General features: G+C 34.1%; 42 protein-coding genes. 36 read left to right on the forward strand and 6 right to left on the reverse strand.

The window, feature by feature from the left end; all coding sequences use genetic code 11:
- Positions 1 to 285: 285 nt before the first annotated feature.
- The 5 genes from BK574_RS24420 to BK574_RS24440 form a co-directional block, all read right to left on the reverse strand.
- Complete coding sequence (locus tag BK574_RS24420; protein WP_218970623.1) at positions 286 to 540, reverse strand: hypothetical protein; 255 nt, start codon at positions 538 to 540, stop codon at positions 286 to 288.
- 73 nt (positions 541 to 613) lie between these two features.
- Positions 614 to 1,723, reverse strand: a complete 1,110-nt coding sequence (locus BK574_RS24425; RefSeq protein ID WP_078430445.1) for a hypothetical protein — start codon at positions 1,721 to 1,723, stop codon at positions 614 to 616.
- A complete protein-coding gene (locus BK574_RS24430; RefSeq protein WP_078430446.1) occupies positions 1,713 to 2,348 on the reverse strand; it encodes a hypothetical protein in 636 nt (211 codons plus the stop codon). The genes BK574_RS24425 and BK574_RS24430 overlap by 11 nt, the downstream gene beginning before the upstream one ends.
- 20 nt (positions 2,349 to 2,368) lie before the next feature.
- Complete coding sequence (locus BK574_RS24435; protein ID WP_158211755.1) at positions 2,369 to 3,670, reverse strand: hypothetical protein; 1,302 nt, start codon at positions 3,668 to 3,670, stop codon at positions 2,369 to 2,371.
- Between the two features lie 246 nt (positions 3,671 to 3,916).
- The gene (locus tag BK574_RS24440) at positions 3,917 to 4,351 is read right to left on the reverse strand and encodes a helix-turn-helix domain-containing protein (protein ID WP_078430448.1); all 435 of its coding nucleotides are present in this window, start codon (positions 4,349 to 4,351) and stop codon (positions 3,917 to 3,919) included.
- Between the two features lie 178 nt (positions 4,352 to 4,529).
- On the opposite strand from BK574_RS24440, the gene BK574_RS24445 reads away from it, so the two are divergent.
- Positions 4,530 to 4,766 (forward strand): helix-turn-helix transcriptional regulator, encoded by a 237-nt coding sequence (locus BK574_RS24445; RefSeq protein ID WP_078430449.1) that lies wholly within the window; start codon positions 4,530 to 4,532, stop codon positions 4,764 to 4,766.
- A 32-nt stretch (positions 4,767 to 4,798) separates the two neighbouring features.
- Complete coding sequence (locus BK574_RS27770) at positions 4,799 to 4,957, forward strand: hypothetical protein (protein ID WP_158211756.1); 159 nt, start codon at positions 4,799 to 4,801, stop codon at positions 4,955 to 4,957.
- Here BK574_RS27770 and BK574_RS24450 read toward each other — a convergent pair.
- Positions 4,941 to 5,153, reverse strand: coding sequence for a hypothetical protein (locus tag BK574_RS24450; RefSeq protein WP_078430450.1), 213 nt, complete (start codon positions 5,151 to 5,153; stop codon positions 4,941 to 4,943). The two genes, BK574_RS27770 and BK574_RS24450, sit on opposite strands and share 17 nt — an antisense overlap.
- 80 nt (positions 5,154 to 5,233) lie before the next feature.
- On the opposite strand from BK574_RS24450, the gene BK574_RS24455 reads away from it, so the two are divergent.
- The 34 genes from BK574_RS24455 (at position 5,234) to BK574_RS24595 (ending at position 22,814) form a co-directional block, all read left to right on the forward strand.
- Positions 5,234 to 5,491, forward strand: coding sequence for a helix-turn-helix domain-containing protein (locus BK574_RS24455; protein WP_142248032.1), 258 nt, complete (start codon positions 5,234 to 5,236; stop codon positions 5,489 to 5,491).
- A 14-nt stretch (positions 5,492 to 5,505) separates the two neighbouring features.
- Positions 5,506 to 5,751: a hypothetical protein gene (locus tag BK574_RS24460; RefSeq protein ID WP_078430452.1), complete on the forward strand. Its 246-nt coding sequence runs from the start codon at positions 5,506 to 5,508 to the stop codon at positions 5,749 to 5,751.
- Positions 5,744 to 5,917 (forward strand): hypothetical protein, encoded by a 174-nt coding sequence (locus tag BK574_RS27775; RefSeq protein WP_158211757.1) that lies wholly within the window; start codon positions 5,744 to 5,746, stop codon positions 5,915 to 5,917. The genes BK574_RS24460 and BK574_RS27775 overlap by 8 nt, the downstream gene beginning before the upstream one ends.
- An 82-nt stretch (positions 5,918 to 5,999) precedes the next feature.
- Positions 6,000 to 6,287, forward strand: coding sequence for a hypothetical protein (locus tag BK574_RS24465; RefSeq protein WP_078430453.1), 288 nt, complete (start codon positions 6,000 to 6,002; stop codon positions 6,285 to 6,287).
- Positions 6,280 to 6,633, forward strand: a complete 354-nt coding sequence (locus BK574_RS24470) for a hypothetical protein (protein ID WP_078430454.1) — start codon at positions 6,280 to 6,282, stop codon at positions 6,631 to 6,633. Before BK574_RS24465 ends, BK574_RS24470 begins: the two co-directional genes overlap by 8 nt.
- A gap of 198 nt (positions 6,634 to 6,831) precedes the next feature.
- Entirely contained in the window at positions 6,832 to 6,981 is a 150-nt protein-coding gene (locus BK574_RS27780) for an FmdB family zinc ribbon protein (RefSeq protein WP_158211758.1), read from the forward strand.
- Positions 6,982 to 6,993: 12 nt separating this feature from the next.
- Positions 6,994 to 7,770 carry an ORF6N domain-containing protein gene (locus BK574_RS24475; protein ID WP_078430455.1) on the forward strand — a complete coding sequence of 259 codons (777 nt, stop codon included), beginning with the start codon at positions 6,994 to 6,996 and terminating at the stop codon, positions 7,768 to 7,770.
- Between the two features lie 12 nt (positions 7,771 to 7,782).
- Complete coding sequence (locus BK574_RS24480; RefSeq protein WP_078430456.1) at positions 7,783 to 8,130, forward strand: zinc-finger domain-containing protein; 348 nt, start codon at positions 7,783 to 7,785, stop codon at positions 8,128 to 8,130.
- An 82-nt stretch (positions 8,131 to 8,212) separates the two neighbouring features.
- Positions 8,213 to 8,788 carry a host-nuclease inhibitor Gam family protein gene (locus tag BK574_RS24485; protein WP_078430457.1) on the forward strand — a complete coding sequence of 192 codons (576 nt, stop codon included), beginning with the start codon at positions 8,213 to 8,215 and terminating at the stop codon, positions 8,786 to 8,788.
- Positions 8,788 to 9,585 (forward strand): exodeoxyribonuclease X C-terminal domain-containing protein, encoded by a 798-nt coding sequence (locus BK574_RS24490; protein ID WP_078430458.1) that lies wholly within the window; start codon positions 8,788 to 8,790, stop codon positions 9,583 to 9,585. The genes BK574_RS24485 and BK574_RS24490 overlap by 1 nt, the downstream gene beginning before the upstream one ends.
- The gene (locus BK574_RS24495; RefSeq protein ID WP_078430459.1) at positions 9,582 to 9,908 is read left to right on the forward strand and encodes a DUF6906 family protein; all 327 of its coding nucleotides are present in this window, start codon (positions 9,582 to 9,584) and stop codon (positions 9,906 to 9,908) included. Before BK574_RS24490 ends, BK574_RS24495 begins: the two co-directional genes overlap by 4 nt.
- A gap of 38 nt (positions 9,909 to 9,946) precedes the next feature.
- Positions 9,947 to 10,999: a DnaD domain protein gene (locus BK574_RS24500; protein ID WP_078430460.1), complete on the forward strand. Its 1,053-nt coding sequence runs from the start codon at positions 9,947 to 9,949 to the stop codon at positions 10,997 to 10,999.
- 12 nt (positions 11,000 to 11,011) lie between these two features.
- Positions 11,012 to 11,176 (forward strand): Fur-regulated basic protein FbpA, encoded by a 165-nt coding sequence (locus tag BK574_RS24505; RefSeq protein WP_078430461.1) that lies wholly within the window; start codon positions 11,012 to 11,014, stop codon positions 11,174 to 11,176.
- Complete coding sequence (locus BK574_RS27785) at positions 11,173 to 11,343, forward strand: hypothetical protein (protein WP_158211759.1); 171 nt, start codon at positions 11,173 to 11,175, stop codon at positions 11,341 to 11,343. The genes BK574_RS24505 and BK574_RS27785 overlap by 4 nt, the downstream gene beginning before the upstream one ends.
- Positions 11,325 to 11,477, forward strand: coding sequence for a hypothetical protein (locus tag BK574_RS27790; protein WP_158211760.1), 153 nt, complete (start codon positions 11,325 to 11,327; stop codon positions 11,475 to 11,477). Before BK574_RS27785 ends, BK574_RS27790 begins: the two co-directional genes overlap by 19 nt.
- The gene (locus tag BK574_RS24510) at positions 11,478 to 11,663 is read left to right on the forward strand and encodes a hypothetical protein (protein WP_142248033.1); all 186 of its coding nucleotides are present in this window, start codon (positions 11,478 to 11,480) and stop codon (positions 11,661 to 11,663) included. It abuts the gene before it with no gap.
- A 38-nt stretch (positions 11,664 to 11,701) separates the two neighbouring features.
- Positions 11,702 to 12,010: a hypothetical protein gene (locus BK574_RS24515; protein WP_078430463.1), complete on the forward strand. Its 309-nt coding sequence runs from the start codon at positions 11,702 to 11,704 to the stop codon at positions 12,008 to 12,010.
- Positions 12,011 to 12,045: 35 nt separating this feature from the next.
- On the forward strand, positions 12,046 to 12,312 hold the full coding sequence (locus BK574_RS24520; protein WP_078430464.1) for a hypothetical protein: 267 nt from the start codon (positions 12,046 to 12,048) through the stop codon (positions 12,310 to 12,312).
- On the forward strand, positions 12,309 to 12,863 hold the full coding sequence (locus tag BK574_RS24525) for a dUTP diphosphatase (protein WP_078430465.1): 555 nt from the start codon (positions 12,309 to 12,311) through the stop codon (positions 12,861 to 12,863). Before BK574_RS24520 ends, BK574_RS24525 begins: the two co-directional genes overlap by 4 nt.
- Positions 12,863 to 13,381, forward strand: coding sequence for a hypothetical protein (locus tag BK574_RS24530; RefSeq protein WP_078430466.1), 519 nt, complete (start codon positions 12,863 to 12,865; stop codon positions 13,379 to 13,381). Before BK574_RS24525 ends, BK574_RS24530 begins: the two co-directional genes overlap by 1 nt.
- Positions 13,362 to 13,751, forward strand: a complete 390-nt coding sequence (locus tag BK574_RS24535) for a hypothetical protein (RefSeq protein ID WP_078430467.1) — start codon at positions 13,362 to 13,364, stop codon at positions 13,749 to 13,751. The genes BK574_RS24530 and BK574_RS24535 overlap by 20 nt, the downstream gene beginning before the upstream one ends.
- The gene (locus BK574_RS24540) at positions 13,744 to 14,451 is read left to right on the forward strand and encodes a hypothetical protein (RefSeq protein ID WP_078430468.1); all 708 of its coding nucleotides are present in this window, start codon (positions 13,744 to 13,746) and stop codon (positions 14,449 to 14,451) included. The genes BK574_RS24535 and BK574_RS24540 overlap by 8 nt, the downstream gene beginning before the upstream one ends.
- 16 nt (positions 14,452 to 14,467) lie before the next feature.
- Positions 14,468 to 14,764, forward strand: coding sequence for a hypothetical protein (locus tag BK574_RS24545; RefSeq protein WP_078430469.1), 297 nt, complete (start codon positions 14,468 to 14,470; stop codon positions 14,762 to 14,764).
- Positions 14,765 to 14,832: 68 nt separating this feature from the next.
- Entirely contained in the window at positions 14,833 to 15,273 is a 441-nt protein-coding gene (locus BK574_RS24550; protein WP_078430470.1) for an ArpU family phage packaging/lysis transcriptional regulator, read from the forward strand.
- Between the two features lie 220 nt (positions 15,274 to 15,493).
- The gene (locus tag BK574_RS24555; protein ID WP_078430471.1) at positions 15,494 to 16,015 is read left to right on the forward strand and encodes an Ltp family lipoprotein; all 522 of its coding nucleotides are present in this window, start codon (positions 15,494 to 15,496) and stop codon (positions 16,013 to 16,015) included.
- Between the two features lie 40 nt (positions 16,016 to 16,055).
- Positions 16,056 to 16,232, forward strand: coding sequence for a hypothetical protein (locus BK574_RS27960; RefSeq protein WP_169917364.1), 177 nt, complete (start codon positions 16,056 to 16,058; stop codon positions 16,230 to 16,232).
- Between the two features lie 63 nt (positions 16,233 to 16,295).
- Positions 16,296 to 17,006: a hypothetical protein gene (locus tag BK574_RS24560; protein WP_078430472.1), complete on the forward strand. Its 711-nt coding sequence runs from the start codon at positions 16,296 to 16,298 to the stop codon at positions 17,004 to 17,006.
- 91 nt (positions 17,007 to 17,097) lie between these two features.
- Positions 17,098 to 17,367 carry an HNH endonuclease gene (locus BK574_RS24565; RefSeq protein ID WP_078430977.1) on the forward strand — a complete coding sequence of 90 codons (270 nt, stop codon included), beginning with the start codon at positions 17,098 to 17,100 and terminating at the stop codon, positions 17,365 to 17,367.
- Positions 17,368 to 17,514: 147 nt separating this feature from the next.
- The gene (locus tag BK574_RS24570; RefSeq protein ID WP_078430473.1) at positions 17,515 to 17,829 is read left to right on the forward strand and encodes a P27 family phage terminase small subunit; all 315 of its coding nucleotides are present in this window, start codon (positions 17,515 to 17,517) and stop codon (positions 17,827 to 17,829) included.
- Positions 17,816 to 19,471, forward strand: coding sequence for a terminase TerL endonuclease subunit (locus BK574_RS24575; RefSeq protein WP_338020617.1), 1,656 nt, complete (start codon positions 17,816 to 17,818; stop codon positions 19,469 to 19,471). Before BK574_RS24570 ends, BK574_RS24575 begins: the two co-directional genes overlap by 14 nt.
- 14 nt (positions 19,472 to 19,485) lie before the next feature.
- Positions 19,486 to 20,643 (forward strand): phage portal protein, encoded by a 1,158-nt coding sequence (locus BK574_RS24580; protein WP_078430475.1) that lies wholly within the window; start codon positions 19,486 to 19,488, stop codon positions 20,641 to 20,643.
- Positions 20,643 to 21,356 carry a head maturation protease, ClpP-related gene (locus BK574_RS24585; RefSeq protein ID WP_078430476.1) on the forward strand — a complete coding sequence of 238 codons (714 nt, stop codon included), beginning with the start codon at positions 20,643 to 20,645 and terminating at the stop codon, positions 21,354 to 21,356. The genes BK574_RS24580 and BK574_RS24585 overlap by 1 nt, the downstream gene beginning before the upstream one ends.
- Before the next feature lie 31 nt (positions 21,357 to 21,387).
- Positions 21,388 to 22,575: a phage major capsid protein gene (locus BK574_RS24590; RefSeq protein WP_078430477.1), complete on the forward strand. Its 1,188-nt coding sequence runs from the start codon at positions 21,388 to 21,390 to the stop codon at positions 22,573 to 22,575.
- A 14-nt stretch (positions 22,576 to 22,589) separates the two neighbouring features.
- On the forward strand, positions 22,590 to 22,814 hold the full coding sequence (locus tag BK574_RS24595; RefSeq protein ID WP_078430478.1) for a hypothetical protein: 225 nt from the start codon (positions 22,590 to 22,592) through the stop codon (positions 22,812 to 22,814).
- Positions 22,815 to 22,817: the final 3 nt, after the last annotated feature.

Here is a 22,817-nt window from a genome sequence, read left to right on the forward strand (position 1 = left end):
GAAGTTGAAAATCGTACAGCTGGATATTTTCTTCATAGGTATTTACCTGATGAGATACAGAAGGCTCTAGAGGCAACACTATTACCCTCCTGCATTTGGAACGACGAAGAGGATAGGATGAACTAGTTAGCCGGGCTATTGAGATTATTGATAAGGAATTAAGAGATAAGAGATAAGAGATTTAAATAATAATATAAACAGCCATTGGAGCAAGTGAAGTTCCAGTGGTTGTTTATATTATTAACTACTTTGATAAAAGTGGCTCTCGCCCCCACACTTAATGGCTCAGTTGACCGCAAATAGTGGCTCAAATCTCCGCACTAATGGCTCAATCTGTCCGCAATACTCATCAACAACGATCATGTTAAAAACATCTGTAACAACATAATGAGATTCGCTTTCAGATTTTGAAAGGTAGATATCCAAGCTATCGGCAACGACCTCTTCATCTAGATCTTCTGTAGAATAAATCCCATTCCCTTCATAAAGTGTATGGACCCAATCTTCAAGTGGAGTAGTGTAGTAGTACTTTAGCAACATCATCACCTCATGACCATTATACGAATATACGTTCGATTTGTAAATGAAAAGAAAAAGCCCAATACTTAGGGCTTTAATTGGAGGAAGAGCTATATACTCTATAATCAATATGGGATTTTTCACCTAAACCTTCGAAATATTTTTTATCGATAGTATCCTCAACGAAAGAGACATTCTTGAAAATCACAAAATAAAAATGATTTTCACTAACTGTTTTTTTTATGAGCTTATATCTAGCAACAATATTAAGATCTTTATTGAAAATAAGTAGTTCTCCATAAGAATCGTTTTCTTGTAAGTCATTAAAAATTTTTCTTGGGAATTCTTCAGTTAAACTAACAAAATATTCTTTGCCTACGTGAGTTGAAAATGACTCTTTAGATAATACACCATAACTGGTCATTAAAATTTGCTCATTTGAGTAGAGTTTAATTAAAAACCTATAGTTTTTTAACGGAAGTGGTAATTCAATTGAACTTTCATATGTAGGTTTTGAAGATGGTGGATTTTTATAAAAATTTAAATAAGGATAGTTTATAGAAAAGAATTTATTTATATCAATATCTTCATTTAATAAGAAATCAACATTAGTTATATTTTCAATTGAAGGGAGGTACCCTTTTTTGGTTGGGTTCTTATTAAATCTTATAAGATGTATTATCCAGCCCACTAATAAGAAAAGTGATAAGAAGATCACCAAAGTAAAATAAAGATTAAAAACCATAAAAGAACTTATAGTAAGGTCAGGGATGAATGAGAATTTAAATTTTGTATAATACCCAATTATTACACCTAAAATTATTGTTAAACTCCATCCAATAAATAGAAAAATATAAAAGATAAATTTCAATAGCTGGTCTTCAACAATGAAATTTTTATAATTAATAAAATTATTCTTTAATTCATCAATATCCTTGTTATATGGATAGAAAATTTGATTTAATGTATTACTAGCCTTTACTAATTTATTTTCTGAAATAAAAGCAATAAAAAGAGTTGTAAAACTTACTAAGGTCATTATGCTAGCAACTACCCAACTAAGTATTTGTGCTTGTTCAAAAATTAAATTTTTTAAAGTACTATCCATTTTAGGATGTGTAAAATCAATTAAATAAAAAATAAGAATTGGAGAAAATGCTACGAATATTAAAGTTAGTATTGATAAATATTTTTTAGATCTCATTTAAAACCCCATTTAAGACAAAGATTATACTCTCGATGTTTATTGTTTCAGGAAAAGAAATAACAGATTCAGGATCGAGATAGAAATAAGAAAATTTGTGGTTGCATGAAAATGTTAAACTAGAAATCAGATCTGTTTTTTTTGTTAAAATATCCTTTATTTCATCATGTTTTTTATCATTTATATGAACTTTTATAGTCTCATCTTCATCATATGGAACAATTTCATTTTTGATGTGAATGGTTATCAAATCACAGAACCACTGTGACTGGGTAATATAAGCTTTTTTCCATTGATTATATATCTCCAAAACAGAGAACGTTGCTTTTAGATTTTTTTCTAGTTTGTTTTTTATGTAAGAAACTTCGCTTTGTGAATTACTAAAAAAAACAATTATATTTTTTTGGTTAAAAAACCAACATATGATATTTTTAGCTTTATTCGAATAAATCTTATCACTAATTTTTATAGAATCGATCCATTGATATTCAATTTGTAAGATATCTTCATTTATGTCTTTGATGTAAATTTTTTCAAAAACAGAAGGGGTTATACTATGAAAATTTTCTTTAGACAAATTTTTATCAATATTAAAAAATAAAGAATCTTTTGCCCAAATTAACATAAACACCCCTCCTAATATAATTACTTTTCAACTGAAACAACTTGATCATCTTCATTTTCTTCATCTAGTTCACTAAGATCACTCTCAAGGAATTCTTTAATTTTCTCTAGGTTTTCATCTATTCCACTATAACCAACTGCATCTAAAATAATTTTATTATTATATACAATTTGATTAACTAATTCAAAGTAATCGTGTTCCGATTCTGCTTCTTCAAGTAAAGAGGCTAGGTTTTTATTTACGTTTAGTATACCAGTTTCAATTACATTGTTAACAAACTTATCACCTTGTGCAAATTTTGTTTTAATTGTATCTAATAAGGCGTTTGTACTCTTCATATCTTTAATCCCATCAGAGCACATTTCGATATAATTATCTTGGATAAGTCTCATAACATTTTCTTTGAAAGTTTGGTCTTCAACGTCTACAATTACTATTTTCATTAAATCGTATTGTTTATCCTTCAATGAAAAAATAGCTGAAAACTCTCTGTCAGAATATATCATATTTAACTTAAATGATATTACACTGGTCCCTCGAGTAATATACTCACATGCTAACTGAGATGAGAGTATATCATTCCCGTTAATTGTTACATTTCTAATTCCTTCACTATTTTGTAGCTTTCCAGTTGTATTAAATTTAATTTCTTTAAACTTTGAAATAAATCCTTCTGGAGCTAACCTGTTATTAATAAAATCCAACAAAACAGCTGTTTTAAAACTAATACTTCCAACTTGGAAGCTCTGGTTGGTTTTTTCGATAATCCTATATCCGACTAATGGCCATTTTAGTTCAACTGTACAAAAGTCCTTAACAACTTGGTGAATTAAGTCATTTCCAGCAAAAATAGTTGCAACTTGTTTAACTTTATCTAACTCCAAATTTATGTTATGTACAGATGTAAGACTATTCATATCTAGTAATCCAGCAGTTCTCCATTTTTCGTTATATGATTTAACACGAAGATTAAGTTTTAGAATGTTGTTTTCACTGTTAACTTCTTCAATTTTGATAATATAACTTCCAAGAAAAACATATTCTCTTTCCTCAATGTGATCTTCTATTCCATCAAGTTTATTAACTTTATACGTGAAGGCTGGTAAACCTATGTTCTTAGTCATAACAGCCATTTCAACAAATTCTTCTATTTCTTCATCACGTATTAATGGGGATAAAGCAAGGAAATCATCAAAAAGATCTTTCTTTCGTTTTTGCTTTTTTTTATCATGTACCCACATTGGATTAACAGCTTTAATTACATCAATAACATTATTTTTATTTAATTTATCAAATACTCGTTTTAAAAGTTCTTGTTTCATTATCATAATTGAAATTCCCCTTATGTTTAATTTTAATAATGAATTTAAAAATAAGACACGCTCATAACAGCTGCGTGCCTCGTGTTGTGTTTTTATTTAATTTACTTATAAATTGCTTATAACAAGATCAATATTGAAGTAATCTTTGTAAAAAAGCCCTTATATTCATGGTAATTTATTTTGTAGATATCAATAGTTGAATTATTCCTACTAAAAACGGTGATATAATTTTAATTTATTTAAGAGTTAATCTTTTTTCTTACGTTCCTTCGCTTTATGAGCCACCCACTCAAAATGCTTCAATACTTCTTCTACATCTTCACGGCTCATATCTTTCCATTTATCAATATCATAGAAGCCTATATCTTTAATTCCTAGTTCATCCAGCCGCTTATTGATCTCGGCCAGTGGGTCAAATTTATCTTCTGGTAGCTTATCGAAGTCTATATATTGCTGGCCATCTTTTTCCACACCGAAATAAGGGACGTCGGTTCGGCCTAAAAGAAAATCAGTGGTGACACCTAACGTATTTGCAAGATCGGTCAGCATTTCATTTGAAGGCGAGCTATGTCCATTTTCGTAATTGCTAATTGTACCCTTCGTCGTCTTTATTTTTTTAGCAAGACCTTCTTGAGTCAAGTTATTTAATTTCCTTGCTTTTTTAAGACGTTCAGAAAACATAGTAATATCGCCCTTTCAACAAACTTTGTACAAGCTAATTGTACATCATATAAATGAATTAAAATAATATAAACACAAAAAGTACAAGAAAATTATATTTTTGTGTTGACGTACAAGAAACTTATACTTATAATAAAAACAAGAAGTACAAGAAACTTATACAAAGGTGGTGCCATCAATGAGAAAAAATACTCGATTAGTAAAAGCTAGAAAAGAAGCTGGATTAACTCAGGAAAAATTAGCAGAGTTATTAGAATGTCAAAAATCCACTGTTAGTAACTGGGAAAATGGTTATTCAGTACCAAGATTGTCTGATGCTTTTCGTATAGCTGAAATTTTAAATAAGGATGCTAAAGAACTTTTTTTTGAAGATTTAGTACAAGATACTCATACACTCAAGGTGACTACTGCATAGCACTTTCTAGTTTATGTAAAGGGGAGAATTGCATGAGTAAAACTAAAAAGCGTATTAAAAAACTTGAGCAAAAAATTGAAGCTCTTGAACTAAAAATTGCTTCATTGGATAGCACGACTGAAAATGCTGAACTTAAACCAATCCAGAATACGCCACAAGAAAAGAGAGGTGGAATTAAATTTTCGATGTAATTGAGTCGAAATTAAGTCTCCAGCCGTCCTTTTCAAGATCTGCTTTTAAAGATTGGTTGAGAAGGTCATTCATTTTTTGTGGAAGATATTCACGACAGCAAGGACATGAAATTCTAACAACTTCATGTGATAACAAAATGTCGTTTATCTTAACAGCAAATTCAGTTTGGCAAGAACCGCAAGTTAGTTCAATCATAAAATCACCTCATTTTATATATATTCGTTAAATTAACGAATAAACCTATAAGAAATTTTGTCGAAAGGAGGGTGCTTTTGGTGAACAAACTTCCAAAAGTTCAAAGAACAACATTAGACACCAAAGAAGCTGCTGAATATTTAGGTGTTCATGTCGATACGGTTCGACGCTGGGTACACAAGGAGGGCTTACCAGTACTTAAGTTAGCAGGTGGCCGCAAGTGGTTGTTCAAGATTGAGTACATCGATAAATGGATGGAAAAGAAAATGGACATCGATCAACAATTTGAGGAGAAGTTTGAAGAAGACTACGGGAAGTTGAGAGTTTTAAAAGCTTAAAGGGGGCATAAGGAATGGAATTTAAAATCGATCATCAAAACCATTCGAAATTTGATATTGAAAATGCAGTTACTGGAGCTTTGTTTCAAACCATCGGTTACTTAGAAGCAACTACGGGAAATGACTTTTCAACTCGTACAAAAGAAGAGGTTGAACTTGCTAATCGATTATTAGGTCTTATCCATAAAAATTTAGAGCCTGTGTTAAAAAAAGAAGAGGGTGTGAAGTTGCAGAGAGAAGAGATGATGAGTAATGACTAAAGATATTACTCATCGAATTGATTATTACACACGTAAAGTAGCTGAAAAAGCTTCTATCCATCCAGCTAAGAAACCTCCTCGATCCTACACATATAGGCAAGGACGATTGATGACTTACAAAAAATTAATGCATCAAGAAATAGAAAGAGACATGGAAAAAACTTAATTCCTCCCAGGAGGAAATTCTTTTTACCACAGTTGCGAAATTTGTTGAAGAAAGCTGTCAAATGAAAGGAGAAACGATAAATATGAACATAAAAGAACATGTGTTAAAAAAAGATGTCGAAATGGCAAACGAACTTGATCTGTGTGCTAGATACAGTCTGTTAAGAGCCTCGAGGGCAATTAAGAAATCAGATTACCAAGAAGCCAATCATTGGATTAATGAATACATAAAGTGTTCTCAAGAATTAGAAGAATTAATGGATAGAAAATTAAACGTTGAAAGAGAACAACGTCAATTAGATCAACTCGTAAAAACTCTTCAAGCCAAGGGAGTAAACATTCAAATTATTAGGGGGATTAAAAATGCTTAATTGTAAACCACTAGCAAACTTAAAAATTACAGAGGTTGGTCAAGTTATTCAGTCCATGCATTGCTATAGAAGAAATTTGAAGTTTAGTGAAAAGATTGTGTTTGATATCGCATTTAAAAACATTTTAAACAATGTGAGGTTAGCAGAAATGGACGGTATGCAAATGAAGTCAATCATCGATGCGCTTAACTGGAAGGCTTTGAAACTATCAAACTTAGGGTATACGAAACAATTTATTCATTATCGTTGTTTGAGTGGAAAGGTAGTAGCGAGTTTAAGAGAGTTCCAAGAAAAAAACGGCCCGAAAATAGAAAAGGCTGCTTGCGAACCAACGCAAACAGCATAAACCAGAATGTTACATAATCCGAATGTGTTTCTATATTACCACGTTAAAGTAGATCGAGCAAGAGCAAGACTCTTGCCGATGAGGCCACGACGACTTTTGACAAATGGTGTCCCCCTACACTATTTACCTTCCACTCCATCCCTCGTCGTGGTCTGATCGGTGCGAGTTAGCGCCAATACATAAGAAAGGTGGTACGCGATGGATAAAATAGCATTCCATATATACGAATGTGAACATTGTGCCGTTGTATTTGCAGTAGAACAAGCTTTTGATGAACAACATCTTGTTAAGTGTCCTGTCTGTTGTGCTGAAAGTGCCGTTGAAGACATTCGAGACGGTGAAATGTAAAGGAGTGAGGATATGAGCCAATTAACAATAATTGAACAAAATGATCAAAGAGTGCTTACAACTCAACAATTAGCTGAAGTTTATGGAAGTGATACAGAAAGAATTGTGAAAAATTTTAACCGTAATAAAGAGCGGTATACGAATGGCAAGCATTTCATATTCCTTGAAGGCGATAGCTTAAAAGAGTTTAGAGCAAAAGGACAAATTGACCTTTCGCCAAATATCAACCGTTTGTACTTATGGACTGAAAAAGGAGCATGGCTCCATGCGAAATCATTGAATACAGATGAAGCTTGGGATGCTTATGAAATGTTAGTCGATGATTATTACCATCAGAAACAGAGTCAGATCGATGTACAACAACTTAGTCCAGAACTGCAAATGTTTAAGACGATATTTGATACTGTGGCCCAAAAGCAAATAGAAGATACTAAGCGAGATGAAAAGCTTCAGAAATTAGAAAATGGAATGAATACCATCAAAGAAACGTTCACAAAGAAAGATGACGACTGGCGAAAGTCGGTTAACTCCATGTTAAATAGTGCTGCTAAGCGAACTGGTGGAAATTATAAAGATTTACGTGTCGAGAGTTACAGCATTTTAGAAGAACGAGCAAAGTGTAACCTTACAATTCGTGTAAACAATCTTAAACAACGTCTAGAAGAAACAGGAGCTACCAAAACAAAAATTAATAACACCACCAAAATGGACGTTATCGAACAGGACCAACGTTTAAAAGAGATTTATACAACCATCGTCAAAGAGTTGTCGATTGGAACATTAATTTAAGGGGTGGAATTGGTGGATAGAAAGGAAATGTTACTTCAAATTGATAGTTTGCTTGAGGGGCATTGTCGCAATTGTCATGTGTATTCGGAATTACGTAATAAAACAGATGAGAAAAAAGCATACCGATTTTGTATTGATCGGTGCTGGGTCCAGAAGGAAATGCAACGTATTGCCAACCTTAGCAATGAAGGTGAAAAGAAGTTTAGCCCTGGAGAAACCTTTTACTTGGTCAATCATATAGAAATATTAGGTATGGAAAGAGGACTTCCACAAGTAGCAAAGCAGCTTAATCGAAAAGTAGAAGACATTGAGTGGAAGTACTTCGAATTACAAGAAAAAACTCGCCACATGGCCGTGTGACGAGAAAAAGCAATTTTTTATTAAGCCTTAGAGCTAGTATATGTTTTTTCTTGATAAATATCAAACCTAGGAGGAAAGAGTTATGAACCAATTACAACTTACGCAAATGGAAGAGTTAGAGTCCATCGATTACCAGAATGAAGAGCAGTTAATCGAGGCGAAGGAACGTTTCAAGATTAATGATTTAGGTGGATTAAATTGGGCATTTCGTATGTTGTCTGCCTTAGAAGCTAAGAAAAAAGAGGTGAACAAGCTTGCTTTAGAAGAAATGGAACGTATTCAAGCTTGGGAAGATAAAGAATTGAGGTCCATAAAAGGTAATTATGATTTTTTTGCAGCACTCGTTCATGAATACCATAAAAAACAATTAGAAGCTGATCCGAAGGCGAAGACACTGGCGACTCCTTATGGAAAATCTAAAACAAGATGCTCAAAAGAGGCACCTGAAAAAGTAAGCGAGGACAAGGTACTAGAACATATTAAAGCTGCTGGAATGGATGAATACATTAAAGAGTCGGTGAAGTGGGGCGATTTCAAGAAAGGTCTTAAGATCGTCGAAGTAGACAATAAAAAAGTGGTCATCGATGAGAATGGGCAAGTGATAGATGGTGTTGATATTAAGCCTGAGTCCGTCACATATAGCTTGGAGGTCAAGTAATGTCAAATATCGTCTCTCAATCTCAAAACTCACTTTCTATTATCGAAAGTGTAGATATTAATAGTGTTCAAACCACTCTAGCAAAAATCAATCAATTTCAAACCATTGTACAAGGCACATTAAAAGTTAATCATGACTACGGAATTATCCCTGGTACTACAAAACCAACTTTGTTAAAGCCAGGTGCCGAAAAAATTCATATGTTGTTTGGGGTTACTGGTGAATATGAAGTTGTTGAACGCATTCAAGATTATGACAAAGGCTTCTTTGCTTTTACTGTTCGTTGCTACGTATTGAAAAATGGTCTAAAGATTACTGAGGGACTCGGTCATTGTAATACTAAAGAGAAAAAGTACATCAATCAAGACCCGTACACATTAGCAAATACATGCTTAAAAATGGCTAAAAAAAGGGCACAAATTGATGCTACTTTAACACTTGCTAGCCTGTCTGAAATATTTACACAAGATATTGAAGATATGAAAGAGTATTTGGAAACGGAACAAATCGAAACTATGACACCAGAAGATGCAGGAAAGAAAAAACTGACCTTTGGTAAGCACAAAGGAAAAACCTTGAAAGAGATCTTTAAAGAAGATAAGCAATATCTAGAATGGGTGAAAAATAACGATCGGACTGATCCAATCATCAAAAAAGCTGTCGAAATCATGTTTGATGCAGTAAAAAATCAAGCTACGAAGAGCGATCCTCAGCCAGCACAGGAAGAAGCATCTGAAGCAGTGGATTTTGAAGGTGAAGAAATATCAATTAGTGATGAGGATATACCATTTAAATGATTTATAAAATACCCATCCCACAATGCTACATATGGATGTCTGAAGGCTATTCCAACCGCGGTATCTTATTTAAGCGGTATGTAGAGGGATATATTGCAAAATCATTCCCTGATATGCGTCTCATTCGTATTTCAGGGATGACAGCGATATGTGAAAGGAGCGTACCGATTATGAAACAAGGAAAACGTCCAACCAAGAAACAAAAGATTGCGATAGAGGAAAGAGGCTTAAAAGCCTCAGATTGGCTCATAACAAAGAGCTTAACTAAAAGGTTACACATTATCCATAAGTCCACTGGAGAAGAAAAGGAATTAGCCATATAACATCTAGAGAATAGTTCTCTTGGAAGGGGGAGCAAAAGTTGAATAGTGAACAGGATTCCAAAATCGAATTGATGTGGGGTAATGAAATTTTAGACGATGGTTTTTCTATATTACCTAACATGTTAATCAGATATGCAAGAAAGCTAGGGCTTACTTATGGAGAAATACATCTAATTAATGTTATTTCAACCTATAAACATGACAATAGAGACCCGTATCCAAGCCAAGAAGCAATTGCTGAACATATGGATATTACGACAAGGCAAGTAAGGAAAATGATTGAGTCGATTGAAGAGAAAGGCCTTGTTATGGTAGGGCAGCGTACCGCAGAAGGTAAATTCAAAAGTAATGTATATAATTTTCAACCACTTATCGAAAAGTGTCTTGAATTACAAAAGAAAAATCGAAAAGATAATGAGGAAAACGAAGAAATTCGTTGGAAGAAAAAAGAAAATACCGTAGGAACAAAACCTTCCTACGGTCAAAAAGTACCGTCGGAACCTTTTGGGTCAGAACCGTCGGAACGTTTTGGGTCGTTACCGTCGGAACAAAAGGTTCCTACTAAAATAACAAAAGAAAAGAACAATATAAAAGATAAAGAAGAAGAAGTTGAAGGGAAGGAAAATCCTAACCCATTTCAATTCTATGAACAAAATGGCTTCGGTATGCTAGGAAGTTATCTAGTTGAAAAAATAAATTATTGGTTAGACTGTGATTTCTTTGATGAACCAGAAGCAATGGTTGTTGAAGCTATGAAAATATCAATTGAAAATAACGTTAAGAGTTGGAAGTATGCTGAAACGATCTTAAATGATTGGTCATCAAAGAGAGTTAGAAACGTAAACGATGTAAAAGCGTTCATTGCTAGACATAAAGAACATAAGTCTCGTAAAAATCCAGCTTATAACTACAAATCTAAACCTCAGCAAAGAAAAGAGAAATTACCAAGGTGGATGACAGATCCTAAACAGGCATCAAGTGATAATCAAACGAACAGTGAAGAGCTGCAGCGTCAAAAGGAAAAGTATGAAGAGAATTTGAGGTTATTAAAGGAACGGAAAGAACAAAGAAAATTATCAAGCGGTACTTAGTGGGGTGAGTATATGAACAACCAAACTGGTTTGTTACGAAGGGCAGTTGAAGCTAAAAAACAGGAGTTAATTGCCCAATTAATAAGCACTGGAGTAACTAAAATGTCTGATGGACGTCAATTGTATGAACTTACTTTAACTGAGCTTCAGGATGAATTCAGGAAGGTGAGAAGATGAATATTTTCACAGAAAGTGAGATTGATAGAATTTCAGAAAGTTTCTCAAACTTCCGTAAAAAGTGGCATGAAAGACGTCTTCAAAAAGTAGACGAGAACAAAAAGATTGCTAATAAGAAAAGGCATTCACAGCGTAAGAACTGGTCGAAATGGAAGAAGCGAAAATGAACTTAAATGAGCTATGTAATTTATATTTCGAAGATCAATGTAAAGATTGTCCGATGTTAGATTATTGTAACGAGTATGTTCCACCAGGAATTAGTTTGATTGAACATACGAAAGCCTCCAAAAGTAAGGAGTAAATGATTATGAAGAATAAAGAAGCGCAAGCATTTGTGGAATTGAGCACTGAAGAGATCCGCAACAAATTGATCAATTGCAAAGTGCAATACAAGACAGCAAAAGAAAATTACGAATTCGAACAAGCATCTATGTTGTTAGCAGATATTAATATCCTTCAGAAAGAAATAAACAGACGGAATGGGTGAATAGTCGAAGGAAACTGCGACATAAAGGGGATGAATGAATGAGTAAAATTAACTCAGTGACTATTGAATATCAAGTTCGAAAAGACATTTGTAACTGCTGTTATCAAAGATTACCAGAATCCAAAACGAGTGGGTTTAGGGAATTTAAATTCAGTAAAGAAAACATGATGAGTTACGCACAGTGGGCAGAAATAACAGAAGATAAAGAAGAGTTTGAAGTAATGGTTGAAGAGTTTGTTTATGAGACTATCCATTTCTTTGCAGTAGATATAGACGATAAACTCATTATTGATAGCGATGAAATAACAAAGGTTAAACAGTTTATATCAGATTGCGTTAGTGCGTAGTTCGAGTCAATGATGAAACTAAAGGAGGGTGGATTGTGATGAATGAGCGATTGCAGGAAATAAAAGAAAGCAGAAAACTACCTTGTACTTATGTAACTGAAAATAGCGAAAGAAAAGGTTACTATTACGATTTAATGGACGTAGACTTTCATTGGCTTATTGAACAGGCTGAAAAAGTTAAACGTTACGAACAATCCCTTAAAAATATATACAACTGGGAAACACGAACAGACATCAATAAAACTGTCCATTTGTCGGAAAGTGCGATATTAGCCAAACAAGCGTTGGAGGGTGGAAAATGAACATCGAAAAACTATTCGATATGCAATATGAACTCGATAAACATATTGAAAAAGAACATCCTACACAACCAGATGAAGATCGAACAGAAAAGAGAATACTTGCATTACAAGTGGAATTAGGAGAGCTTGCTAATGAACATCGTGGGTTTAAGTTTTGGAGTCATGATCAAGATCCGAGGACGAAGGTTGTTAAGTGGGAGGATGCTTATACTAAGGACAACCAAATTGTAGTGAAGAAGTATACTAACCCACTACTTGAGGAGTATGTGGATTGCTTGCATTTCATCTTATCGATCGGCTTAGATATGAAATATTACCATTACATCTTCGATTTAGAACCGATTAAAGCAGAAAACATTACTAAACAATTTTCTTTTACGATTACAAAAGCTGGAACGCTATTAATTATTAATAAACTACCAAACTATATTACATTATTAGAAAACTTCATAGGACTTGGTGAAATGCTAGAGTTTACTTGGGAACAGATCGAACAAAGTTATATTGAAAAAAATACTGAAAATCATACACGTCAGGAAAGAGGTTATTAATGCGTTATATAGGAATTGATCCATCTACTAAGACAGGACTAGTTATTTTAGAAAATAGCAAAGTTGTAGTAGGTAAGGAGATTACTAGTAAACAAAAGAAAGACCCTGACCGATTTATTGAAATAGCCAAAAAAGTAATTGCTGAACTGAAAGAAGAGGACGAAATATGCTTAGAGGGTTTCTCATACGGTTCCAAAGGTAGTGCAGTAAGTATCCAGTATGGAGTAGGTTGGATCATTCGGGCCATGTTGACTGAAAAAGGGTTTACATATAACGAAGTGGCCCCAACCGCTTTAAAAAAGTATGTGACTGGAAAAGGGAATGTCAAAAAGGATGAGTTAGTATTACCAATCTATAAGCGTTGGGATTTTGAGCATAAGAGTGACAACGTAAGAGACGCTTTTGTTTTGGCCCAAATGTGCCGAGCTTTACATGAACCAATTGAATTAACCACATTTCAAAAAGATGCTTTAAATAAAGTGACTAGGAGTGATAAAGATGTCAAAACCAATAGTTGATTTAAATACCTTTGCCAATGGAGCTGTAGCAGAAAGATTTAACGATGAGTTACAGAAAATACTTGAAAACATTTCTGACCCTAATACCGACGCAGGGAAAGTTAGGAAGCTAACACTAACAGTAAAGCTAGCTGGGGATGATCAAAGAAATCTAGCAGTAGCTGTTGTTGAAGCAAAGTCGACATTTGCTTCAGCAAGAGAAATTCAAGCCAAAATTATTATGGATTATGACTCGAACGGAAAAGTAACTGGTGCTGAATTAAAAAGTGGAGTAAAAGGTCAAACATATCTTGAAGAAGATGGTGTTTATTCAGATGCAGGTGAAAAAATCTATGATTTCAAACGAAAAGGAGAGGTTGTAAATGATTAAAGAAGCATTTCAATACTTAGTAAGCTTAGGAGCGGCAGATATTCATACTGTAAATGGACAAGAGTATTCAGATAAGCAGCTGCACTTAATAAAAGAAGGGACAGCACGATCTATTAACCTGCATAGTTTAACTGGTTTGGTAGAATACTTGAAATCTGATTTTGATGGGGAAGAAAAATTAATGGTACATGTAGTAAGCCCAACAGAAGTCGTCGTATTTGACCAATTGAATTCTAATAAAAGTCGTAGTGAATTTATAGAAGCAAAAGCAATGATACCTTCATTCTCTTTTGATCGATGGCATGACTCAGAAGACTTTAATATTAAATTACAATCTTGCTTTGTAAAAAATGAAGATCGAGACATTATGCTAAAAGTGGTTGGTAACATCAAAGAAGAAGCTGTAAATACTGTTGGTGATGATGGGGTATCTCAATCCGTTGTTGCTAAAACAGGCGTTGCGAGTGTTGGAAATGTAAAAGTACCTAATCCAGTGGTATTAAAGCCATATCGTACATTCGTCGAAGTGGATCAACCACAAAGTGAGTTTATTTTCCGAATGAAGTCGGGTCCAAGTTGCGCTTTATTTGAAGCTGATGGTGGAGCTTGGAAACTTGAAGCAATGAAAAACATTAAGAATTATCTGAAACAGGAATTATCAAAGGAAGTTGATGAAGGAAATATTGTTATTATTGCATAGAAAAAGGTGACAACCCATGAAGGGGCTAACTGATAAGGAAGCCAAGAGTATAAATCAAACCAAATCGAGCATAGAAACACGATACTTCCAACGTGAACCTGGGGAAACCTATTTCGTTAATGAGGATTTAAAACAAGATTGGTCCATTCATGAAGTCGCAGAAATCCAACATATGTGGGAAGATCATATGCATATACGAGATATTGCCAAAGCTTTTAAGTGTGATCCAGACGAGGTGTTTCTCTTATTGTTTGACCTAGCAAGGAAAAGCAAAGGGGAATTAAAGATCAATATAGAAAATTTAGTCATGTAAATAAAAAAACCGCCCTCTCGGACGGATATCGCTAAATTCATCATATCACATCTGGGAGGGATGTTTGAATGAAATTAATCTTTGATATACCTGAGATTGATCGAAAAGAAACTAAAGAGGCCGTTGAGAAAGCGTTAAGTAACTACAAATGGTATTTACTAGCGACACCAGAAGAAGAACTACCTCGTATGACAGCTTCCTATTCATTAACTCCTCCTTCAAATACTAATGCATTTCATTCATCAACAGAAGAGGCAGCTATAAAGAATGCACATTTTGACATCGAACGAAAGAAATATATTGATAAGTTTGTTAGAGCGTTTAATCGATTATCAGCTATTGAACGACAAGTTATCAATAAACGATACTTAGAAGAGGATGAGATATTTGATTATCTCGTATTTAATGAATTAGGATTAGGAGAAACCAAGTATTATGAGGTTAAGGGTAGAGCCATTTATAAATTAGCATTCGCTTTACGTTTGGATGTAATGAAACCATATCAATAAATTTCGCGAAGGAATTGCGAAGGATATAAAAAGAAAGTTTGTTATTTTTCCTGATAATATGATAGTAACAACAAATTTAAGAGATAACGATAGCATCTTCACGGTTGGTTGGAGGTGCTTTTCTATTATCTAAGAACGTCGAACTTTGTCGAAGGTATTCCATTTATTTGAAAGAATAGTATAATAATTCCTGTACCAGAAATAACAGGGGGCTAATACTATGAAAAAAATACTATCTTTAACGTTAATGGCTTTATTGATTGCCGTTATGGCCGCATGCGGAGGAGAAGAAGGACAAGTATCTGACGAACCAGAGGAAACGGAAGAAATTGAAACTGATACTGACACTGATACTACTGCCGATGAAGAAACAGAAATTGAAGTAGCAGAAGAAGAGGAAGAAGCGGAAGAGGCTGAACAAGAAGTAGATGACGTTCCACGTGAATATCGAAATGCTTTAAGGTCTGCTCAAAATTATGTCGACATCATGTCGTTTTCAGAAAAAGGACTTTTTGAACAATTGACATCTGAGTATGGAGACCAATATCCAGAGGACGCTGCTCAATACGCTATAGAAAATGTAGAAGTGGATTATTACGAAGAAGCCCTTGAAGCTGCGAAAAGCTATCAAGAGCTTATGCCAATGTCTGACCAAGAATTATTGGACCAACTTACATCGGAATACGGCGATCAATATACAAAAGAACAAGCGCAATACGCTCTTGATAATTTACCAAATTAATCAAAAACATGAAGACACTCTTAACTGGGTGTCTTTTTGTATGCCGAAAGAGGTGGTCTGGTTGAAAAGCGGAGATCGTCTTGATAAGTACACAAAAAGTAAACTCGAAAAAAATGAAAAAGAAACAGAAAAGTTGTCTGAAAAAGATATTAAAAATCTAATGGGAATGAACCGTGATCGTTATGAAAGACGCGGTGGAGCAATAAGAAGGAAGTAACTTGAAGGGAAATACGTCCTTTTGTCGAAGTGTGTTAAAGGTTTGCACGGAAGGAGAGTATTTGTGAAAATTAAATTAGGAATAATTCTAGTTGTCTGCTTATCGATTACATTATTTATTCAATTTATGTTGTACAACTTTAACGAGGAATTCTATCAAGGGTTAATTGTTAGTTTAATTGTCGAAATAGTAGGGATTATTGCGGTTGTTTACTTAATTGACCAATTGATAAAAAGACATGAAGAAGAGAGTAAATGGGAAACGTTTAATCACCTTACTAGGCTTAAGTATAAGTATTTTGTACAAAAGTTGGCTCAGAACTATGTTCATGTAATAAAGAAAAAACCACCTAATGGGCTAGAAGTAAAGGATGAAGAGTTGCACGAAATAATTGATAATATTAATAAATATATAGGTCCAAATTTCGTTAATGAAAAGATATTAGTTTATAAGTTTAATCCTAGTAATATATACGAACCACTTAACGAATATTGGAATTATAGTAAGTTTGTTTTCTCAATTAAGAGAGAAATGAATGAAGAAATCACAAAATTTTTAAATAGATACCTAACTCTATTACCTGTTGAAATAAGGGACTCAATATATACGATAGATGACCTTTTATTGAACGGGGTATTTTTTAGTACTTTTGAAATCGGCTACGATATAGTAGGAAATGGAAATGTTCAAATAAATGAAGAGCATTTCAAAGAAGCATACAAGAATTTAGGGATAGAAATATTAAATTTGATGGGATATATAGATAAAAGTTAAGCCCTTTTATACAGGGCTTTTTATTATACCTTTGGAGTGATAGTACGTGTTTACTGAGGAAATTATTAGATTAATACAGACTAAAAACCTCATGAAATTCTATAAATCTAAAGAGTGGCTAACATTACGTAAGAAAGCATTAAGGCGTGACAACAATGAATGCCAGCTGTGTAAGGCAAAAGGAAAGTATCATAATGCTGAAAATGTCCATCACATGAAAGAGGTTAAGACAGATCCACACTTAGCATTAGCTTTAGATAATCTCCAGTGTCTTTGTATTCAGTGTCATAATGAAGTACACGATCGATTGGATAAAGTACAGAAAAAGAAACCTAAGTTTATGAATGAGGAGCGGTGGTAACACCCCCCGGTTAAAAAGTTTGCCTGTCTAGTGGGGAACCGCTCAACGGGGAGGGGTGAAGATTGTTTTTCCGTGAAGCTTTCTCGCGTGAAAAAGAATAGGGATAAAATGTAAATCATTTACGTCTATGTAGAAGGGAGGGTTATCATGGCGAAAGTAAGTCGAGCGACTCTTAGAAAACGCATTGAAAAAGATTTGTCAAGCCAATTGAAGGAAAAGTGGATTACTGGAAACCACTATACCGACATGGTTCAAGACTATCTTGCACTATGGGATATTAAGAACAAGTTGATTGATGATATTCAGGAAAAGGGAATAAAAGTTGCTGGCATGCATGGTCCAAAATCCAACCCAGCTATCAACGACTTAAATAAAACAAATGGTCAAATGCTAAAGATATTGTCTGAGATTGGGTTAAAAGCGACATCCGATCAAAAGGATGATGACGATGACGACTTCTAAAGTTACCTATAATGAACATATTGATTTTTATATAAATGAAGTCGAGAGGGGACGTATTAGAGCATCAAAAGAAATTAAACTCCTTATCAAATATGTAAAAGCAAAGCTTGATCGTGAGGATGTCTATATAAACGGCGATGAGATAAACGAAGCAATTGAAAATATTGAGAAGTATTTTCCTTTTAAATTATTACCGTGGCAAAAGTTTATTACAGCCTTTGTTGTTGGTGTTTTTTATGAAGATGGTTCATTAGTATTCAATGAGTTTTTTATTATGATGGGGCGTGGAGCTGGAAAGAATGGTTTCATTGCTGCATTGTCTTTTTACTTGATATCTAAGCAAAAGATAAAAAACTATGATGTTGCTATTGTAGCTACGAGCGAAACACAGGCTAAAACTTCTTTTATGGATGTATGGAACGTATTAGATGACAACTGGAAAAAGCTTCACAAGTTTTTCAAGAAAACTTTAGAAATCATTGGTTTCTATAAAACAAAATCTAAACTCCAGTACTATACTAATAATGCCAAAACAAAGGATGGTTTAAGACCTGGAGCCATAATCTTTGATGAAGTTCATGCTTACGAGAGTGAAGATAATATCAAAGTTTTCACGTCTGCATTAGGTAAAGTACCAAGACCAAGACGTTTTTACATTACAACTGACGGTAATATACGTGATGGTTTTCTTGATCAAATGAAAGAAGAGTCAAAAATGTTATTGAGCGGCGAAATTGAAAATAGTCGACTTTTTCCGTTCATTTGTAAATTAGACGATCCAGAAGAAGTACATGACTTTATGATGTGGGAAAAAGCAAATCCATCGATTAACTATTTTCCAGATTTAAAGTTAGAAATGGAAACTGAGTATAATAATCTTGAACACCGTAAGTCAGCTAAGATTGAATTTATGACAAAAAGGATGAATATACCTTCACAAGATGCTTATGATTTAGTAGCAGAATGGGAGAAAATCAAGGCTACTGAACAAGAAATTCCTGATTTAAAAGGTATGGCATGTATTGGAGCAGTTGACTACTCGGATACTACAGACTTTGTTGGTGTAGGTTTACTATTTAAACGAGGAAAGAAAAGGTACTGGTTACACCATACTTTTATCAATTACAAATCATTAAAACATAACAACTACAAAATCGATATAGAACTAGCGAAAAGTTTAGGTCTTGTCACCATTATTAAAGATGAAACGAACAAACCAGAACATATTGTAAAATGGTTTGCTGAAATGGCAAAGACCTATCAAATAAAATTTATTGCTAGTGATATGTACCGTATTAATTATTTAAAAGAAGAATTTGAGAAGTACGGATTTAATAATTTAGTAGTTGCTAGGAGTGGAAGTAAAACACATACCCAGTTACAGCCAATCATTGAGGACTTATTCGCATATGAGAATATGGTGTACGGGGATGATATGATGATGCGCTGGTACACCAACAATGTTTATATAAAGCGTGATGCAAAACAGAATATAACCTATGAAAAAATTGAGCCACGTTTACGGAAAACGGATGGCTTTTTTGCATTGCTGCATGCTTTACAATTCGATGCGGAATTAAAAGAAAGTGTCCCACTTACGAAAGAAAACGTTAGTAAGATATTTAAATCTTTTAACTTTTAGAAAGGGGTGAGAATGTGGGTTTTAAAGATTGGTGGTATGGTTTTCTTTTTAAAGATACAACATTAGTAAAACTTAGCGATGATTTTTTTAAATTGAAAGCAAACGTATTTTATAAACACCTGGCGGTTGAAACATGTATTGATTTCATAGCCAACACCTTAACCAGGTGTGAGTTTCAGACGTTTGAAAAGGGTAAAGAAACACGAGGACAAAATTATTATTTGTTAAATGTTCAACCCAACCAAAACCAAAATGCATCTGAATTTATGCATAGTTTAGTTAATCATTTAATCAAGAATAATGAGTGCTTGGTTATTATGCAGGATAAACAGCTTTATGTTGCGGATACCTTTAACAAGAAAGAATTTACTTTAAGAGAAAACTTTTATGATGAAGTGACGGTTAGAGACTTAAAGTTTAATAAGACTTTTAAAGAGTCAGAAGTTTTATATTTTAAGTTAAATGATAGAAATATAATGTCTGTTATTGATGGCTTATGGTTGGACTACGGAAAATTGTTAGCTTCTGCAATTAATTATTACAAGAGGAAAAATAACAAACGTATTTTAGTTAAAGGTGATTTTTTAAGAGCTCAAGATCAAGCGACACAAGAAGCAATTGACGAAATGTTTGAGTCACAACTTAAAAATTGGTTTGATCCCGATAAAGAGGGTTCAGCTTTTCAAATTCAAGATGGATATTCATTTGAAGATCTTAGTGACGGGAGTACTGGAAAGGCTCAAAACAGCACAAGCAGAGATGTTAGCGACTTAGTGAACGACATGATCAATTATGTATCTATGGCTTTTCATATTCCTCGGGGATTAATAAAAGGGGATGTTGCCGACATAGATAAACAGATAGATAGTTTTATTATGTTTTGTATTAAACCTATTGCAAAGCTTATAGCTGATGAATTCAATCGCAAGATGTACACCAAAGAGGAATATCTGAAACGCACTTATTTGAAAGTGGAAACAAATGAGTTAAAGATGGTTGATATTACTCAATTTGCAAATGCTGCAGATAAGTTATTTGCCATTGGTGGATTATCCATTAACGACATTCTTAAAAAGTTAGGTCAAGAACCAATTGACGAAGAATGGGCAAACAAACGTTATGTAACAAAGAATTATCAAGAAGCTGACTCACTGAAAGGAGGTGAAAGCTAATGATAAAGCGATTCAAAAATGAGAAATTTAATAGTTTACCGCCAATCGAGAGAGTATTTAAAGCCGAAACATCTAATGGAGATGCAACTAAATTAACCATTTATGGAGATATTGGTGAGTCTTGGTGGGGTGAATATATAACCGCTTCAGATGTGGAAAGAGAATTGAAAAATATCACTTCAAGTACAATTGATGTTCACATTAACAGCTATGGTGGAGATGCTTTTGACGGGATTGCTATTCGCAACCAATTAAAAGATCATCCTGCTAAAATAATTGTCCATGTAGACGGTATTGCCGCATCTGCAGCATCTATCATCGCGATGGCAGCTGACGAAATTATTATGGGTGTAGGGTCAATGATCATGATACACGAAGGATCAACATTTGCGTGGGGAACTAAGACGGACCTTAGAAAGACGTTAAATGCTCTTGAAGGACTCGATAATTCAATAATTGATGTTTATATGACTCGTTACAAGGGTGACCGTTCAGAGATTGAGACTATGCTCGTAAACGAAACTTGGTTTACTTCAAGTGAAGCCGTGGAAGTCGGTTTAGCTGATAAGGTTAACGAAGATGTCAAGGAAGATGAGATCGATGCTGAGGAATTTAAAAATAACGTATTACAAAGGTTTCGACAGCAACAACAACCAAAGATTGCAGCAAGCACCAACCAAACCATATTAAGCAAATTCAAGCGCCCAGAATAGGCGTTTTTATTTTGCCATTAGGAGGATAAAGATGAATAAATTTAAATTAAACTTACAGTTTTTTGGTGGAATTAATAATCTAGATCGCCCAGGTGTTATTGAAAATAAAGAAGAACAAGTAAAAGCAATGCAAGAAGCTTTTGAAAATGGAGATGCAAAAGAAGTTGCGGAAAGAATTGTTACCAACTTTGAAAATAACTTTGTCCAATTTCAAACCATAATGAATGACACAATTAAAGAAGCACGTCAGGCTCAAGAGGAAAATTGGGATACACAAGTTTTAGCTTCTCGTGGAGTTCGTATTCTTACATCAGAGGAAAAGAAGTTTTATAACTCGGCAATTGAAGCGCAATCTTTCGATGAAGTTCACAAACTAATGCCTCCAACTGTGTTTGAACGTGTATTTGAGGACCTTGAAAAAGAGCATCCTTTACTTTCACTTGTTAACTTTCAACGTACTGGAGCTACAACTGCATGGGTTCTTAGAAAACCAGGTGAGGCAGCTGCATTCTGGGGAGATGTAACAGCAGCTATTCAAGAAATGGTTGATGAAGGATTCCGTACGATTGAACAAGGGATGTTCAAATTAAGTGGGTTCTTAGTTGTTTCTAAAGCAATGTTTGAATTAGGACCTGAATGGTTAGATCGTTACGTTCGGACATTCATGAAAGAAGTAGTTGCAGATGAAATGGAGAATGCAATTGTAAATGGTACTGGTAACAAGCAACCTATTGGAATGACTAGAGACCTTGAAGGAGCTGTCGAAGGTGGAGTTTATCCATTTAAAGCAAAAGTACCTCTAACTGATTTCACTCCTCAGACGATTGGAGAAAAAATACTTGCTCCTACTACTAAAGGAGGAACACGCCGTTACACTGGAGTAACTTTAATTGTAAATCCACTAGATTATGCAATGAAGTTCTTCCCAATCGGTGCAAAACAGAAAGATGATGGTACATGGACATATGATAATTTTGCAGTCCCAGGTCTAACTATGGTTCAATCTCCAGCAGTTCCACTAGACACTATGATTGCTGGTAAGCCAAAAGATTACTTTATGGGTGTTGCTACTAATCAAACGTTAGAGCATACAGATATTTTACGAATGGTTGAAGACCAACGTCTCTACCTAATCCGTCAATTAGCGAATGGTCGCCCTTTAGATCCAGACTCTTTCGAAGTATTCGATATTAGCGATTTAGGGACACCAACACCATAAGGAGGAATAAATAAATGGCCTATGAAGTAATAAATACATTTATTGAAAAAGAGCATAAACATATCACTTATACTAAAGGCGAAACTTATCCAAAAGAAGGATTTGAAGCGGATCCTAAAAGAGTAAAGTTTCTACAATCAACTAAAAGTAAATATAAAAAGGCTTTTCTTGGACCTGAAATAGACAAAGAAAAAGAAGAGACTCCAAAGACAGCTAAGAAGCCTCCAGCTAAGAAGTAGGCG

The sequence above is a fragment of the Alkalihalobacterium alkalinitrilicum genome, assembly GCF_002019605.1.
Taxonomy (GTDB): Bacteria; Bacillota; Bacilli; order Bacillales; family Bacillaceae_F; genus Alkalihalobacterium; species Alkalihalobacterium alkalinitrilicum.